Annotated in this window: 15 protein-coding genes; 9 read left to right on the forward strand and 6 right to left on the reverse strand. The window is 58.2% G+C overall.

The genetic code is table 11. The annotated features are described in order from the left end of the window. Window position 1: 1 nt before the first annotated feature. Window positions 2-1,381 carry a 3-isopropylmalate dehydratase large subunit gene (gene leuC, locus QMZ18_RS10545; RefSeq protein ID WP_282606257.1) on the reverse strand — a complete coding sequence of 460 codons (1,380 nt, stop codon included), beginning with the start codon at window positions 1,379-1,381 and terminating at the stop codon, window positions 2-4. Beyond that, the gene (locus QMZ18_RS10550) at window positions 1,378-2,283 is read right to left on the reverse strand and encodes an alpha/beta fold hydrolase (RefSeq protein ID WP_282606258.1); all 906 of its coding nucleotides are present in this window, start codon (window positions 2,281-2,283) and stop codon (window positions 1,378-1,380) included. Before QMZ18_RS10550 ends, leuC begins: the two co-directional genes overlap by 4 nt. 178 nt (window positions 2,284-2,461) lie before the next feature. On the opposite strand from QMZ18_RS10550, the gene QMZ18_RS10555 reads away from it, so the two are divergent. From QMZ18_RS10555 to QMZ18_RS10570, 4 genes are all read left to right on the forward strand, one after another. After that, a complete protein-coding gene (locus QMZ18_RS10555) occupies window positions 2,462-3,463 on the forward strand; it encodes a TRAP transporter substrate-binding protein (protein WP_282606259.1) in 1,002 nt (333 codons plus the stop codon). A gap of 57 nt (window positions 3,464-3,520) precedes the next feature. Then, window positions 3,521-4,186 (forward strand): TRAP transporter small permease, encoded by a 666-nt coding sequence (locus QMZ18_RS10560; RefSeq protein WP_282606260.1) that lies wholly within the window; start codon window positions 3,521-3,523, stop codon window positions 4,184-4,186. Continuing rightward, window positions 4,186-5,604 (forward strand): TRAP transporter large permease, encoded by a 1,419-nt coding sequence (locus QMZ18_RS10565; protein WP_282606261.1) that lies wholly within the window; start codon window positions 4,186-4,188, stop codon window positions 5,602-5,604. Before QMZ18_RS10560 ends, QMZ18_RS10565 begins: the two co-directional genes overlap by 1 nt. A 610-nt stretch (window positions 5,605-6,214) precedes the next feature. After that, window positions 6,215-6,463 (forward strand): hypothetical protein, encoded by a 249-nt coding sequence (locus QMZ18_RS10570; protein WP_282606262.1) that lies wholly within the window; start codon window positions 6,215-6,217, stop codon window positions 6,461-6,463. Here QMZ18_RS10570 and QMZ18_RS10575 read toward each other — a convergent pair. After that, window positions 6,445-6,813 carry a hypothetical protein gene (locus QMZ18_RS10575; protein ID WP_282606263.1) on the reverse strand — a complete coding sequence of 123 codons (369 nt, stop codon included), beginning with the start codon at window positions 6,811-6,813 and terminating at the stop codon, window positions 6,445-6,447. The two genes, QMZ18_RS10570 and QMZ18_RS10575, sit on opposite strands and share 19 nt — an antisense overlap. Before the next feature lie 365 nt (window positions 6,814-7,178). After that, complete coding sequence (locus tag QMZ18_RS10580; protein WP_282606264.1) at window positions 7,179-8,228, reverse strand: LysR family transcriptional regulator; 1,050 nt, start codon at window positions 8,226-8,228, stop codon at window positions 7,179-7,181. A gap of 107 nt (window positions 8,229-8,335) precedes the next feature. Between QMZ18_RS10580 and QMZ18_RS10585 the strand changes: the two genes are divergently transcribed. Beyond that, window positions 8,336-9,217: a phytanoyl-CoA dioxygenase family protein gene (locus tag QMZ18_RS10585; RefSeq protein ID WP_282606265.1), complete on the forward strand. Its 882-nt coding sequence runs from the start codon at window positions 8,336-8,338 to the stop codon at window positions 9,215-9,217. Window positions 9,218-9,278: 61 nt separating this feature from the next. Next, window positions 9,279-9,926, forward strand: coding sequence for an HD domain-containing protein (locus QMZ18_RS10590; RefSeq protein ID WP_282606266.1), 648 nt, complete (start codon window positions 9,279-9,281; stop codon window positions 9,924-9,926). 53 nt (window positions 9,927-9,979) lie between these two features. Here QMZ18_RS10590 and QMZ18_RS10595 read toward each other — a convergent pair whose 3' ends face one another. Both QMZ18_RS10595 and QMZ18_RS10600 read right to left on the reverse strand, forming a co-directional pair. Next, window positions 9,980-10,627, reverse strand: a complete 648-nt coding sequence (locus QMZ18_RS10595; RefSeq protein ID WP_282606267.1) for a class I SAM-dependent methyltransferase — start codon at window positions 10,625-10,627, stop codon at window positions 9,980-9,982. Between the two features lie 124 nt (window positions 10,628-10,751). Next, window positions 10,752-11,279 carry a methylated-DNA--[protein]-cysteine S-methyltransferase gene (locus QMZ18_RS10600; protein WP_282606268.1) on the reverse strand — a complete coding sequence of 176 codons (528 nt, stop codon included), beginning with the start codon at window positions 11,277-11,279 and terminating at the stop codon, window positions 10,752-10,754. A 282-nt stretch (window positions 11,280-11,561) separates the two neighbouring features. Between QMZ18_RS10600 and QMZ18_RS10605 the strand changes: the two genes are divergently transcribed. From QMZ18_RS10605 to QMZ18_RS10615, 3 genes are all read left to right on the forward strand, one after another. Then, window positions 11,562-12,020 (forward strand): MarR family winged helix-turn-helix transcriptional regulator, encoded by a 459-nt coding sequence (locus QMZ18_RS10605; RefSeq protein ID WP_282606269.1) that lies wholly within the window; start codon window positions 11,562-11,564, stop codon window positions 12,018-12,020. A gap of 89 nt (window positions 12,021-12,109) precedes the next feature. After that, on the forward strand, window positions 12,110-15,340 hold the full coding sequence (locus QMZ18_RS10610; protein ID WP_282606270.1) for a 2Fe-2S iron-sulfur cluster-binding protein: 3,231 nt from the start codon (window positions 12,110-12,112) through the stop codon (window positions 15,338-15,340). A gap of 393 nt (window positions 15,341-15,733) precedes the next feature. After that, entirely contained in the window at window positions 15,734-16,387 is a 654-nt protein-coding gene (locus QMZ18_RS10615) for a PEP-CTERM sorting domain-containing protein (protein ID WP_282606271.1), read from the forward strand. Window positions 16,388-16,409 lie beyond the last annotated feature (22 nt).

Below are 16,409 nucleotides of genomic sequence, written 5' to 3' on the forward strand. Positions count from 1 at the left end.
TTCATTTAAAATCACGCACGTCAGCCAGGTGCCCGGCGACGGCAGCCGCGGCCACCATTGCTGGTGACATCAGATGGGTGCGTGCGCCGCGGCCCTGACGTCCTTCGAAGTTTCGGTTGGTCGATGAGGCGATCCGCTCGCCATCCATGGCAATGTCGTCGTTCATCGCCAGACACATCGAACAGCCCGCCTCAGGTCGCCATTCGAACCCGGCGGTCTCGAAAATTCCACGAAGGCCTTCGGCTTCGGCCTTGATGCGTGTCATGGCAGAACCTGGCACAACGATTGCTTCGACGCCTTCGGCCACTTGGCGACCTTCCAGTATTTTGGCTGCCTCTCGTAAATCTTCGATACGACTGTTGGTACAAGAGCCGATAAATGCCGTGTCGATTTTTATCGACTGGGCCGATTGCCCCTCGGTCAACCCCATGTACTGCAATGAGCGTTCCAGCGCCGCTTTGGCCTTGGGAGAGACATAGTCCAGCGCAGACGGTATATTCGCAGTGATTGGTACTGACTGATCCGGGCTGGTGCCCCAAGTGATCAGAGGTTCGATATCGGCCCCTGAAATTGTGAACTCTTCATCAAATACGGCTTCGGGGCCGCTGACCCAGCTTTCACCTTTGAATGCAAACTGACCGCTATGGGAGTGGCCCTTCAACGCCGCTTCGGTGATTTCATCCGCTGCAATCAAAGCCGCGCGGGCACCCAGCTCAACCGCCATATTGCAAACGGTCATACGCCCGGCCATATCGAGGCCGCGAATGGCCGAGCCAGCAAACTCCACCGCATATCCATTGGCCCCACCTGCCCCAACTACTTGCACAACCTTCATGATGATGTCCTTTGCCGTCACGCCGGGAGCAGTGTCTCCCTCGACGGTGACGCGCATGGTTTTCATGCGTTTGTAGCGCAGCGTCTGGGTTGCCAGCACATGTTCCACTTCCGAGGTGCCGATACCAAAGCCCAATGCGCCAAAGGCCCCATAGGTGGTGGTATGGCTGTCGCCGCAAGCGATCAGCATGCCCGGCGCAACCAGCCCCTGTTCCGGCACCACGACGTGCTCGATGCCCTGTCGCCGGTCGCCAAGACCGTAAAAGGCGATACCGTGTTTGGTGCAGTTTGCCTCTAAATTGTCGATCAGCAGTTTAGACGCAGCATCATGCGGCTCTCTGCTTCGGGTAGCGTTCACATGGTCAACCACTGCCAGATGCGCCTCAGGTCGCCAAACGCCCAACCGCTTTGCGTCCAGCCCCGAAAAGGCCTGAGGGCTGGTGTATTCGTTCATGATGTGGAAATCGACGTAGACCAATATGTCGCCGTCAGGCAAATCGCAGACCTTGTGGGCGTCGACCAGTTTGTCGTACAGCGTGCGGCTCATTTTGCAGCCTCCGCATGGATCGGGTTGCGAGAAAAGAAACCAGACATGCGTGCGGCGATGTCGTCCGGGATTTCTTCGGCCATGTAATGTGTGGCGTTGAGCGCTTCGCCCTCAACCCTTTCAGCCCGCTGACGCCAGAGGCCAAGGGCGTTGAAACAGGTCTCGATCACGCCGCGCTTCGCCCAGAGCGCCAGTACGGGCATTACAAGCTTTTTTCCCTGGTCCGCGTCGTCATGCTCGATGTCAATGCTCGCGGCTGCGCGGTAATCTTCACAGCTTGAGTGAATTGCGTCCGGCCGCTTAAAGGCAGCCAGATACTCCGCCAAAGCCTCGGTAGAAAACGGGTTTCCGCCGCGTGCCTGATTGAAACACTTTAACTTCCAGAACCCTTCGGGATCTGCAGAGATAATTTGTTCGGGCAGCGGCTGTGGTTGAGCCAGGAAGAACCAGTGCCAATAGGCGCGCGCGAATTCGGCGCTGGTGCCGGCATACATCTCTCGGGTCGGCGCGATATCGAGCAGAACCATGGCTTCCACGTAATCGGGATGGTCGAGGCCGAGCCGATGCGCCACCCGTGCGCCTCGATCGTGGGCGCCAACAAGGAACCTTTCATGCCCCAAACGCTGCATAACGGCGACTATATCCTGGGCCATGGCACGCTTGGAGTAGGGAAAGTGCGAAGGGTCGGAGACCGGCTTTTCAGACCCGCCATAGCCGCGCAAATCCGGGCAGACGACCTGATACGAGCGTGCCAGAATTGGCGCCACACCGTGCCACATGGCAGAAGTCTGCGGATAACCATGAAGAAGTACAAGTGGCGGCGCACCTTGAGGTCCAGCGCGACGGACGAACAAAGTCGCACCGTCTCCTTCGATACGCTCGTCCACGAATTCGTGGAACATTTCAAACTCCCCGGGGAAAAACACTATCCATTATCCCAGATTAAACTGGAATATTTAATCGTAAAAACTGATCAGTATTGCGGACTAATTCTCACGGCAAATCCCGGTAGTCTTTGGCGACACGAGCCGCTCCAGAAGAAATCTGGAGGCGCGGCGAAGCGTATCAAAGGAGGATACCATGAAGTTTCTGCTAACCACGGCACTGTCCCTGACATTGTCGTTCAGCGCGACATCCGCGTTGGCGGCCTGCGACGAGGGCGAAGTCGCCATCAAGTTCAGCCATGTCACCAACACTGACAGGCATCCCAAAGGCATCGCGGCGACTCTGCTTTCGGAGCGTGTGAACAAAGAGATGAACGGCAAGGCCTGCATGGAGGTGTTCCCGAATTCGACCCTCTATGATGACAACAAGGTGCTTGAGGCGCTGCTCCAGGGCGACGTTCAATTGGCCGCGCCGTCGCTCTCGAAATTCGAAAAATTCACCAAACAGTTCCGGATCTTCGATCTGCCGTTCATGTTCGAAGACATCAAAGCAGTTGACGCATTCCAGGCTTCTGACGCCGGTCAGGCTCTTCTTGACAGCATGCAGCGCCGCGGCCTTCAGGGTCTAACCTTCTGGCACAACGGCATGAAACAAATGTCTGCCAATGTGCCGTTGATGTCACCAGCGGACGCTGAAGGGTTGAAATTCCGCGTTATGTCGTCCGACGTGCTGGTGGCGCAGATGGAGGCCATCGGAGGCACGCCGCAGAAGATGGCCTTTTCGGAAGTCTATGGTGCGCTGCAGCAGGGCGTAGTCGACGGGCAAGAGAACGTCTGGTCTAACATCTATGGTAAGAAATTCTTCGAAGTGCAGGACGGCATCACCGAGACCAACCACGGGGTCATCGACTATCTGGTCGTGACCAATGCCGATTGGCTCGACAGCCTGGATGCGGATGTCCGCGACCAGTTTCTGACGATCTTGAGCGAGGTCACCGAGCTTCGGAATGCCGAGTCGTTCGCCGTCAACCAGGCCAACAAGCAGGCCATCATCGACGCTGGCGGCGAGGTACGCACGCTCACGCCTGAAGAACGCCAGGCCTGGGTCGACGCCATGAAGCAGGTATGGGATCAATTCGCCGATGACGTCGGCCAGGATATGATCGACGCCGCGCAATCCTTCAGCGCCGGAAGCTAACCCGGGAGCCTCAGGGGGGCGGATAGACCGCTCCCCAATACATTGGAAGGACTCGCGATGGACTATTCAAGATCGTTCGCCGATCGCATCGAAGAAACCCTGATGGCGGGCATTCTTGGGGCTATGACAGTGATCACCTTCGCCAACGTCGTGGCGCGCTATGCGTTCAATTCAAACATTCTTTGGGCGCTCGAGCTGACCGTCTTCATGTTCGGTTGGCTGGTGCTTCTTGGTGCGTCCTACGCAGTCAAGAAAGGCGCGCATCTGGGCGTCGATATCATTGTGAATATGCTGAACGAGGGGCCCCGGCGGCTAATGGCACTGGTTGCCGTCGCGCTTTGCCTTGTATTTACGTTTCTCATGCTGAAGGGCGCCTGGGATTACTGGGCGAACTTCGCCAACCTTCCCGGCACTGATGGCCGCTGGTTCCCGCTCGGATTCGAAGAAAAGTTTCGCGGCAAGGGATGGTATGAAGTCGAAAGCGTCTTCATGCCGGAAGCTCTGCAGTGGATGGCGGATGTCTTCAACGAAGGCGAGCGATACGAAAACATCCCGCGCCTGATCCCCTATTCGGTCATTCCGGTCGCGATGGCGCTGATGCTGTTCCGCTTCATTCAGGTAGCGGTGCGGATCTGGACCGGCGAACTTGACCGGCTAGTTGCCAGCCACGAGGTCGAAGACGAGCTTGCAGAAATCGAAGCGCAGCAAGGGAGGGCGTCATAATGGAAGTCGTCCTTCTGTTCTCGATGGTGATCGGCTTTCTGCTGATTGGTGTGCCGATTGCCGTGTCGCTTGGCCTTTCGTCTGTTCTGTTTCTGCTGTGGTTCTCCGACAGTTCGCTCGCCTCAGTGGCGCAGACGCTTTTCTCCGCGTTTGAGGGTCATTTCACGCTTCTGGCCATCCCGTTTTTCATTCTTGCATCCAGCTTCATGACAACCGGCGGCGTGGCGCGGCGGATCATCCGGTTTTCGATTGCCTGCGTCGGGCATTTTCCGGGCGGTCTGGCCATTGCGGGTGTCTTCGCCTGTATGATGTTCGCGGCCCTTTCAGGGTCGTCGCCCGCAACTGTTGTGGCGATCGGCTCGATCGTGATCGCCGGCATGCGGCAAGTCGGATACACCAAAGAATTCGCCGCCGGCGTTATCTGTAACGCAGGCACGTTGGGCATTCTCATCCCTCCATCCATCGTGATGGTCGTCTACGCCGCCTCGGTCGAAGTTTCTGTGGGCCGAATGTTCCTTGCTGGCGTGATCCCCGGTCTTCTGGCCGGTTTCATGCTGATGGTGACGATTTACGTCATGGCAAAGATCAAAGACCTGCCCAAAGGCGAATGGCAGGGCTGGGGCGAAGTTGCTACTTCGGGCCGCGAGGCGGGCTGGGGCCTGTTCCTGATCGTGATCATCCTCGGCGGCATCTATGCCGGTATTTTCACACCCACCGAAGCCGCCGCAGTCGCAGCCGTCTACGCGTTCTTCATCGCGACATTTGTTTACAAAGACATGGGGCCACTCACCGAACCGCGGGCCAAAAGCCTTTCGGCTGCTGCATTGGTCGAAGGCGCGTCTGCGGGCGATAAATTGCGTCTTAGTCAAAAACCCTGGGCGCTTGTCTCGGCCTTTTTCCATCGCGACACTCAGCAGACGCTTTTCGAAGCCGGCAAACTGACCGTGACGCTTCTTTTCGTCATCGCCACGGCGCTGATCCTGAAACACGTCCTGACCGAAGAGCAGGTGCCCCAACAAGTCGCCAATGCTATGCTTTCTGCCGGATTCGGGCCGGTCATGTTCCTGATCGTTGTGAACGTGATCCTGCTGATTGGCGGTCAGTTCATGGAACCGTCGGGATTGCTCGTGATCGTCGCGCCACTGGTCTTTCCGATCGCCATAGAGCTGGGCATCGACCCGATCCATCTGGGCATCATTATGGTCGTCAATATGGAGATCGGGATGATCACTCCTCCGGTGGGCCTGAACCTGTTCGTGACATCTGGCGTCGCGGGTATGTCGATGATGAGCGTCGTCAGGGCCGCATTGCCGTTCCTGGCCGTGCTTTTCGTCTTCCTGATCATCGTGACCTACGTGCCGTGGATCTCGACTGTGCTGCCAAATGCGGTGATGGGGCCTGAAATCATTGTGAATTAGGCGTATTGGTCAAAACAGATTGTTGGCGCCTGCCTAGAGCATGTTCCAATCATATGGAATCATTTGACCGGGAAGGTTTTCGGTTCTGACAAGACGCGGTTCGCGATGCGATGCCCGTAGATCCACCGCGCATCGGATAAGAACTGCAACACAGTCAGAGCGGAATAGAACCCATCAAATGATTCTATATGATCGGAATATGCTCTAGCTGCCGCCATTTCTCTGTGTGTGTGTCTGAGGCGCTTACGATTTGAGCTTCGGTCGCGTCGGTTTGGCAGACCATTTTGTTCCGTCGTCCTCTGTCCAGAAACGTCAGCTTCACGCGTATCCCGCCCATTGGAGCAACCCGCAGCATCGGTCACTCTGGCTCGCTCCGGCTATTCCTCGCACCGTGAACGAATGGCCGCTTTCCTTAGCGTAGTCTTCTGCCCGCCTACCGGAACCGACCCCTGTTGTGGCGGGCTCTGTAAGCGGAAAAAGAAAAGCGTGGAGCGCGGCGACTCGGCATTGAACGAACCGGGCGATGACCAGACCGGGTACAGTCCGGGCCAGGTACAATTTGGACCAGATACAGTCCGGGCCAGGCAGCGCCTAAACGCGCCAACGCCAAATGCGGCAGCACCCGAACGCGGCAATGGGGTCCGGTGCCCAGAGCGAGTTGAAGGGACTCTGCCCTACCGGCTGCCCTTCACGATCCTCGGAAAGTACTGGATTTGGCCGTTCGGATCATCCTGTTCGCGACGGCAACATCTATAGCGGCTTCTTTCTGCTGCGGCCTGAAACTGCGGGCGCGGAGGTCATCGTCGCCGAGGCTCCTGAGCCACCCGATCACGGTCATGCCTACGCCCACGCCCAATGAGCGTAGGCCGTAATCATGGCGCTTCCGCCAGGCGATACCGCCAAGGCTGGTAATCTCCGCCGCATGACTTTCTCGCTCACTGCCGCCGTGCGGCGTGCCCGGCGGCCGGAGCGGCTGCGGAGAGACAGAGCCAACATGAGTGTTGTCTCGATCGCCAGCTTGAAAATGACAGCCTGTTCGCCTGGTATCTTGCGAAGAGGCGCCGGCCAGGCTCCAAGAGCTGATTCCTCGATCCGGAAAAGAATGTCGCCGCGCTGAACCGGTCCACGTTCGCAATCCTGCCAATTTGTCACGCGGTAGCGGGCTTTCTCGAACGTGTGACGGTAAGCATCGTGATATCTGAAGGGCATGAACTTCCGGAAACTTAGATACCGGGCCGGCGTCATAATCGATCGGACAGTCCATGCACCAATCCCAGTGAGCGCTGGGAGGGGAGCGAGGCCTACGGAGGCAGGTGTGTGTTCGGCTGACTCGGAGCCGTTGGAGGGAAGAGGCGCCTGCAAGATACCTTGAACCAAAAAGCCGAGCATATGGGCTCGGTGAGCGCTGAAGGCCGTTCGCTTTCCGGTTAGTCCTTGATAAAGCAGTATATTATCCGTTTCCAGATACCCGTTGTGCCCCCTCAAATGTTGAACGCATATTCAGATTCTGTATTTAGAATGCAGAATTCAGAATTTTATTTCTTGTGTTAATGTCGATCTTGAGCCTGCTGGTCTTATCTGCTTTGCAGGGGCTCGACTTCGGATCTCAGCCAGTCGCGAAAGAGTTCGGCGGCTGGTCGCAGGGCGCTCGCCGAAGGGTAGGTGAGATAATAGGATTGGGTGCCCTGAACTGAGAAGCGCTGGGAGTCCCGGCTTGACCGGGCACCGCTCTCTGCGGACGGCGGCAGAGCGCAAGGAACCAGTCCAAAGGTCCGGACCAGCCGGTCCGTCGCGGGGGCGCGGGCAAGGGCGATGCCGTATCCTTCCGCCGCCAGCGCCAGTGCAAGCTGTGTGGTGTCGGCGAAGCTGATGTCTGCGGTTTTGAGTCTGGCTGTTTTTTGCCCGTTTCTTGGGTGCTGGGCAGTTGAATGCTGGGAAGAAACCGGCTCTTCCGGCATGACCCCGTTTTCTTCGTCATCGCTAGGTGGAGCGGCGTCCTCCTGGTCAAGGCTCTGGAGGAGCTGAAACCAGCCGGTCCGGTGGCTTGCGATTTCAATCAGGCGATGGTCGAGCAGGTCGTCTGCCGACGTGATGACCTCAGCGAGCTTGGGTATGGCGACCGGATAAAGAGTTTCTCCGAACAGCAGCTCTCCTTCTTCATTCAGATCGGGCCCGGATCCGAACACAATCCGCAGGTCCGCCCCCGGACGCCGGAAGTCCTCATTGTAGTTGCCGGTCATGAGGTGAAGCTGGACATCCGGGTTGGCCGCACGAAATGCGGACAGGCGCGGGGCCAGCCAGGAACAGGCGAACATCAGGCTTGCCTGCACCGTCAGGGGTTCGCGTGCGCGGCTTCCGAAGAGGGCCGCCGCCGTGGTTTCCACTGATTGGAAAGACTGCTGGACAACCGGCAGGAAGGCCTTGCCCGCATCGGTCAGGGTCACCGAGCGCGGGCCGCGTTCGAACAGGGGCTTTCCCAGATAACTCTCAAGCGCCTTGATCTGCTGGCTGACCGCCGGCGGGCTCATGTTCAGCAGCTCCGCCGCCCGGGCAAAACTCTCGGTGCGCGCCGCGGATTCGAACACCCGGAGCCAGTTGAGCGAAGGGATGCGGGTAAAGCTCATGGAGTAAGGATAAGTTGAGCTTAATCATAGAGGCAAGAAACAAAGCTTTTCGCCGCGTGGGCTTTTGAAGCAAATGAAGCGAACGCACAACGCGCGGAGCAAACACCATGGCCCCAACTCCTGCCTCATCTCTTGCCGGATCTCTTGCTCCTGCCGCCGTCGACCGCTATCAGCGTGACGGTTTTCTGTTTCCGCTGAATGTCTTCGACGCCGCAGAAACGGCCCGGCACCGCGCCGCCATCGAGGCTCTGGAGGCCAGGGACGATCCCGCCTTGCCCCGTCCGCTGGGCCAGTACTTCAGGGTCAATGCGCACTATGTGCTGCCGCTGGCGGTGGAACTTGCCCTGACACCCAAGATCCTCGATATCGTGGGTTCGATCCTGGGGCCGGATTTACTGGTCTGGAGCTGCGAATTCTTCATCAAGGAAGCGGGCACGCCCAAGATCGTCTCCTGGCATCAGGACCTGACCTACTGGGGCCTGGGCGAGACGGACGGGGAGATGACCGCCTGGCTCGCCTTGTCGCCGGCGACCCCAAAATCCGGGTGCATGCGGTTTGTCGCCGGGTCGCACAGGAAACACATCCAGCCGCACAAAGACACCTTCAACGCCGACAATCTGCTGTCGCGCGGACAGGAGCTTGCGGTGGCGGTTGACGAAGCGGACGCCACGGACGTGGTTCTTGAACCGGGACAGATGTCGCTTCATCATGGCCGCATGTTCCACGCGTCCGGCCCGAACCATTCGGACGACCGGAGGATCGGCGTTGCGATCCGTTACGTCACCCCCGCCGTCCGCCAGATTGTCGGCAAGCGCGACTACGCCATGCTGGCGCGTGGAATGGACCGGGACCGGAACTGGATCAACGTCGCGCCCCCAGGCGGGAACTTTGAGCCGGCGGCTCTGGCACGTTATGAAACCATTCTTGCCGATCAGACCGAGGCTCTGTCGGCAGGGGCGGCGCAGCCGGTCGGACTCTATGCGACCTAACCCGAGCGTCTTGGCAGACGCGACCGCCTTGGCAGACGCGACCGCCTTGCAGGAGATCGAAATGACTGAGGCCATTGCAGCGCAAGATTCCGTCGAACCCGGTGACACGGAGGACCGGACGGTTTCCTTCACCCAGATGAAGGACGGGACCAGGGAAGAGTATCTGCTTTTGCAGCGATACGAGGCCGCGCATCACACGGATACGGCGGAACGGCTGCTGCGCGAGATGCGGCTGCAGGCTGAAGAGACCATCCCGGGCTATCAGATCACCCGCCTGGAGCATGCGCTTCAGTCGGCGACGCGGGCCCACCGCGAGGGGGCTGGCCTGGATTGGGTGGTTGCGACCCTGCTGCACGATATCGGTGACGGTCTGGCGCCGCAAAACCACGATCGGTTTGCCGCTGAGATTCTGCGCCCCTTCGTGCGCGACGAAGTCACCTGGGTGGTCGAACGCCACGGTGCCTTTCAAATGGTCTACTACGCGCATCACTACGGCTGGGACCAGTACGAGCGCGAAAAATACCGCGATAATCCCTACTACCAGACCTGCGTCGATTTCTGCGAGCGCTGGGACCAGTCCTCTTTCGATCCGGCCTATGAGAGTGAGCCGCTTGCGTTCTTTGAGCCGATGGTGCGGGAGGTCTTTCTGCGCAAAGCCTATGACGAGGCTGTCCTGCAGACCGGCGTGGTGAAGGGCCTGGCTGCCTAAACCCGAATTCACCGCTGCCGGCGGCTGTCGGGCCGGGTTCCGGTTCTTTGCCGTCAGACCACAATCGGCCGGCTGCCGGTCCGTTTGGCGATGATCAGGCGGCCGGGGCGCTCGAGGGCATCCATGTAATTGGAGCTTTCGATCTTCTCGACTTCCCAAAAACCCGCAGACTGCAGATCGCGGAATCTTCTTGGGTAATCCCGTTCTTCGTAGGGCAGGGCGTTCATATAGATGACCATCGGCGCGCCCGGTTTGACCACTCGGATCAGTTCGCGCAGGTTATCGGGGCCGACGTGCCCACCGCCGAAAGCGCCGACACAGATCAGGGCGTCGTAACTGGCATCCGGAATGCTGGTCCGTTTGGTCAGATTGCCGGGCAAAAGCTGCCGGTAGATGCCGAGACGCCGCGCCTGGGACAGCATGCCCGGCGAGATGTCGAGGCCGTCGATCCTCGTATAGCCGTTCGATGCCAGCTTTCGACCGACCAGTCCGGTGCCGCATCCAAGGTCGATGATCGTCGCCTGCCGGTCCGGGGCGGCAGTGAGAAAGGCTTCAACCGCGATCCGGGGGGCGACGTAACCGTAGGTGTGAATCAGATCGGCGTCGTAATCCGCAGACCAGGCGTCGTAGTGTTCCTGAGGATTTATGTCCGTACGCGCACCGCTGACGGCGGCAAGTTTCCCCTCCGGCTGCTTCGGCATGACGGTCACTCCTTAATTTCGACACCTTGTATCAGAGCCCGTGCGCTTTTCATTGCTTCAGGAAAAAACGCGGGGCGCAATCTGTGAGTTTAAGAGGAGATTGACCGTTCAGGCAACGCGTTGCTTACGACAGTGCGCCTTCGTGTTCCAGCAGCCAGCGCTTGCGTTTCAGCCCGCCGGCATAGCCCGTCAGCTTACCGGTACTGCCGATAAGACGATGACAGGGGACCACGATCGATAAGGGATTCCGGCCATTGGCAGCACCGACCGCGCGCGGTGCGTCGGGGCGCTTGAGTTTCTTCGCCATTTCGCCGTATTGCCAGGTCTGGCCGGCCGGAATCGTACGCAGCCGCTGCCAGACCTGCTGTTGAAAGCTGGTGCCGCCACTGTCGATTGGAAGACTGTCGATCGCGGCCAAGTCGCCGTCGAAGTAAGCCTCCAGTTGTTTGTGGTAGCCGCCGGGGATCTTGGTGAGACGCACGTCGTATTGCGCAAACCGGGCCTTTAGGTTCTTGAGCAGGCGGTCGGCGCAGTCGTCGAATTCGACCGCGCAGAGGCCGTGCGCCGGACCTGTTTCAGGCTTGCCGTCCCGGGCCACCAGGACGACACGGCCGATAGGCGAAGGGATTTCATCGATCAGGAGAGTGACCACGGCAGCTCTGCGTCCTTTTCCATCGGTTTGGCCTTTCCCCGTTCCGGGCAATGAAGCCAGGGAGTTTCGATCTCAATAAGCGTTGAATCAAGCGGCAGGGGATAAGCCACCGGAGAACAATAGATTGGCGATGCACGAACCGCTGGCCGGAAGCGGCTGTCATAAGGTAATTGACAATGTCAACTATCTTGCGGAAACTGATAATGCCTGGCGGCTTTACACGTTGTGCGGGGAAGACGTGAATCAGCTTCCACGTCACGGAGTTGAGGTTAAAGCAGGCCAATGGACCAAAAAGCGCTCTCTTACAAACTGCGAGATGGATTGGGTTACCGGGTGTCGCGCCTCGCCCGTGTGATGGAACGCGACTTCGAGCGTCGGCTTGCCGGTTTGGGCATCACCCGTCTGATGTGGTGTGTTCTGCCCACTGTGGGGTTGGAAAACATCGAGCGGCCGTCCGATATCGCCGAGCACATTGGCGTCGACCGGACGGCCCTTTCACGGGTCCTGCGCGAAATGGAAGCCAAGGACCTGGTGCGGCGTGCGCGGGATGACAGCGATGGACGGTCAACGCGCGTAAGTCTGACCAGGAAGGGGCGGCGTTGCCTCGATGGTGCCTTGCCGCAATCCCAGGGGACGACCAACCATTTCGGCGGCAAACTGAATTGCCGGGAAGTCGAAATTCTCCATCGCCTGATCGATAAACTGCTTTCCGGTGAAGAGGGCGCGCTTCCCGGAATCTAGAGTCGGATTCACGGTTTTTACCAAAACAGTGAAAAACGATCTGCCTCAGACTCTGGAACGCGGGCAGGTGACACGAAGGGATGAAAAGCATGCGGTTGTTTTCCTACAAGAACAGGCCGGTCCATCTGGGACCTTATCCCTTGGAGCGCCTGAAACGGCAGTCGGAAATGCCGGACCTTGCCGATGTCCCGGTTATGCAGCAGCTCGCGTTTCTCGATGCCGATAACCCTGAGAGTCTGTCCAACCCCATGGCCCTCTTTATCGGGATGCTCGATGCCATACGGGACGGATCGATTGCAGTGAACCGCTCCGAGATTCCGAGCGAGCCGGAGGCGCGCAGCGATCATCTCAAGGCGGCCGGTTATTATTTCGATGCGACCCAGGCCGGCATCTGCAAACTCCCCGCGGCGGCGTTCCTCGCGCAGCCTTTTCGCAATCCGGTTCTGGATCAACTGGTTGCTCAGCTGGAGGGCAGCCAGCCCAAGACCTTAGCCTCCGGCATTGACGTGGTGATGGCCGACGTGAAGGAATCCGCCAAGGCGGTACCTGCACCGATTGACCATCACAGCTATGCGATTGTCTATCTGGTCGAGCATCCGCGAGATCCCGATCCACAGGAAGCAGGATCGGACTGGATTACCGGAACCTTGGCACAACGCTCTGCCGTGCGGGCGGCCGAGACAGCCGTGGTTCTCGCGAACTATCTCCGTATTCTGGGGTTTGAGGCGCGGGCGCATACAGCCAGTTCCTCGGACGTGGATTTGGGCAAGCTCGCCCTTTCGGCCGGCTTAGTGGAAAAGCGGACCGGTGAAGAAGGATCGGTCACGTTGGTAAACCCCTACGTCGGGGCACGCTATAGCCTGGCGGCAATCAGTACCACCCTCGAACTGGCCCCCGACGCTCCCTTGGCGCCGCGTGGTCTTGCCGGCCGCTGGCGTTCCCACGGACCGCGATGGTGGCTTGGCAAAGGGACCTTTAAGAGTGCTTTCAACCGAACGCCCTATGACCACCGACCCTTTGCCAAGGGGGCCTTGCCCTTCGAAAAGATCAAGCAGCAGGACGAGCCCACCACCTTTATCGATGCCGAACGTATTCCGCGCGTGCCTAAACGCACAGACATGTTTGCGCGCGCCCTCTTTGGCGATATGGGCAAGGTGGTGCAGGAGGGATCGAAGAACGGCTACTACGTTCTGAAAAATCCCATGGGTTATTGCTCCCGCCGCGCGCTGGGCGCATTGATCCTGTTGCAGGATGGAGAACCCGCCGTTGAGATCGCCGAAAGCGCGAAGGACCCGCAACGCAATGCCGACAACGTCAAGGCCTCCCTTTACTACCTCGGCGCTGATGCGGTCGGGCTCTCGCCCGCACCGGATTGGGTCTATTACTCGCACGATGCCGCCGGCAACGAATTGGCGCCTTACCACAAGAATGCCATCTCGATCCTGATCGACCAGGGGCACGAGACCATGGATGCGACCAGCGGCGACGACTGGATCTCCGCGGCGCAATCCATGCGCGCCTATCTGCGTTCTTCGTTGATCGGCGGGATCGTGGCTGAACAGATCCGGCGGTTGGGATATGGCGCGCGGGTGCACTCGGTGCTGGACGGCGAAGTGTTGCAGCCGCCACTGCTGCTGCTGTCGGGTCTGGGAGAGGTTAGCCGGATCGGCGAGGTGATTCTCAATCCCTATCTGGGACCCAGATTGAAGTCGGGTGTGGTCACGACCGACATGCCTTTCACCTATGACAAACCGATCAATTTCGGCATGCAGACCTTTTGCGGGAATTGCAATAAGTGCGCCCGTGAGTGCCCGGCCGGGGCCATCACTGCCGGCCCCAAGGTCATGTTCAACGGTTACGAAATCTGGAAGTCGGATTCCGAGCGTTGCGCCCGCTACCGTATTACCAACCTGCTGGGCAGCATGTGCGGCCGCTGTATGAAAACCTGCCCCTGGAACCTGGAGGGGCTTTTCAAGGAGACGCCGTTCCGCTGGCTGGCCATGCATTATCCCAAGGCCGCCAAATGGCTTGCGAAGCTCGACGATAAGGTCGGGAACGGTCAGATCAACCCGGTGAAGAAATGGTGGTGGGATCTGGAACTGCAGCCCGACGGGCGCTACATCCCCGCACAGGAAACCAATGCCCGGGCGCTGAGCCTCGATCTGGACCTCAAACACGAAGATCAAACGCTGGCGGTCTACCCGGCGCATCTCGCGCCGCCGCCCTATCCCGTGCCTTTTCCAATGGACCGGGAAGCAGGTCTGGAGGCCTTTCAGAACCTGCTCAGCCCTGATGAGCACCAGGCGCGGTTGGCCAGGGGGGAGACCGATGGATTGGTGCCGCAATTCCAGCTGCCCGAGGGGCCGCCGCCGGTCATCCCGGTCAAGGTGTCGAAAAAGCAGGATATGGCTGAGAACATTGCGCGCTACGAATTTAGCGCGTCCGAGGGTTCGGAGTTGCCGAAGTTCGAGGCCGGTGCGCACATCGACGTCGTCGTGGCGCCCGAGTATTTCCGCCAATACAGTCTCGCCGGCGATCCTGCGGATCGCTCCAAATATGTGGTTGGCGTGTTGCAGGAGGAGGATGGGCGCGGTGGCTCAAAGCTCATGCACCGGATTTTCGAGGAAGGGCGAAGGGTCTTCATCTCACCGCCGCGTAACCACTTTCCATTGGCGGAAGAGGCGCAAAGATCCCTTCTCGTCGGCGGCGGGATCGGCGTGACGCCTTTGATCGCGATGGCACATGAACTGCATGCAAAGGGAGCCGCTTTCGAGTTGATCTACTGTGCGCATCAGCGTGAAACGGCCGGCTTCATCGAGGATCTCGAAACAGCGCCCTGGAAAGACCGCGTCCGTTTCTGCTTCTCTACCGAGGGCAATCGCGCGGACCTGGACAGTCTGCTGGCCGGATACAACACGGGTGATCAGCTCTATACCTGTGGCCCCTCAAACTTCATGGATGCGGTTTTTGCGGCGGCGGACGGGAACGACTGGCCCGAGGATGCGCTTCATCGTGAGTACTTTTCGGTTCCTGAAGACGCCGAGTACGAAAATCACGACTTCACAATCCGGCTGGCTAAAGACGGCCGGAGTTTCGCGGTGCCGGCGGAGAAAACCATTACGGATGTCCTCGGAGAGGCAGGCATTCATGTCGACGTGAAGTGCTCGGAAGGCATCTGCGGAGTCTGTGCCGCGCGCTATATTTCGGGCGAAGTTGAACATCGCGATTTTGTCCTGGGAAAAAAGGAGCGCGCGGAAAAAATGATGACCTGCTGCTCCCGTGCCCGGACGGCTGGAAGCGAAGTCATCTTGGATCTTTGATGAGTTAAGTGCCCGCGTTTCAGGCCCTCCGATTGACTCCCGTAAGTTGGGTGCCGGTGCATTCGCTCTATCGAAAATACAACTATAAATAAACTCTGCTCTCAATTATAGATTTTTACTTACTTAATTCCCGAAAAAGAAAAAATCAATCTAAGATATCAAGTAATTCTCCGTTAAGTTGTGATTGATATTTCTTAAAAGTTATTGATAAAAAACAAGATAATGAAACATTTCCGACAAAACTGGATGCTGAGCGCCAGCGACTTTAACACTCTGTTAACCTTCTCAATGATAGTTAATTAATCGCGTAAAACAACTAGAGAGGAGCATCTAACGCTCACCTCACCAAAAAAAGTACGCGCTTAATAAAACCATAGATAAGGAGTATGCATTGTGAGGAAAATCTACTCGCTTGTGTTCGGCGGGGTGTTTGCCATGGCTACGATTGGCTTGCTCTCCCACGCGGCACAGGCTGCGGTAATCTTGAATACCTCCAACGGCCAACTGATTGGTGCTCAAAACGTCGATGTTCAGGGAACGCTCTACGATGTGTCTTTTGTGGATGGTACCTGCATCGATATCTATTCGGGTTGCACTGACGCTGCATCAAATTTCACCTTCACCGATTTCGACAGCGCGTTCGCGGCTGGTACAGCGCTTCTTGAACAAGTCTTTCTTGATACAGTCGAGGGCCTTTTCGGTTCCAGGACGGAACTAACACAGGGTTGCGAGAGTTTGGTCACATGCTTTTCAGTGATTCCTTACAGCCTCAGGCGTTCTGCCTTTGACGCAGTGGTCGCAGAAAATCTGAGTTCGGATGGTACAGAGCGTGTGTTCGTTTCGAACGCATCGCCAGCCTTTGACCTTACAATACTCGACAACAATACTTTTGCTGTTTTCTCGCTGGCTTCAGGTTCTCCAGCAGAGATTGACGAGCCATCAACGCTGCTCTTGTTCGGCGTTGCAATGCTCGCTCTGGGAACAGTTTGCCGTCGAAAACAGCGTGCTGCTGAGCTTCGGCATCAAAACACGCAGGAAGCCTGCTAATACCAACGCTCCTTGGTATAAG

The sequence above is a fragment of the Pelagibius sp. Alg239-R121 genome, assembly GCF_947331435.1.
GTDB lineage: Bacteria > Pseudomonadota > Alphaproteobacteria > Kiloniellales > Kiloniellaceae > Denitrobaculum.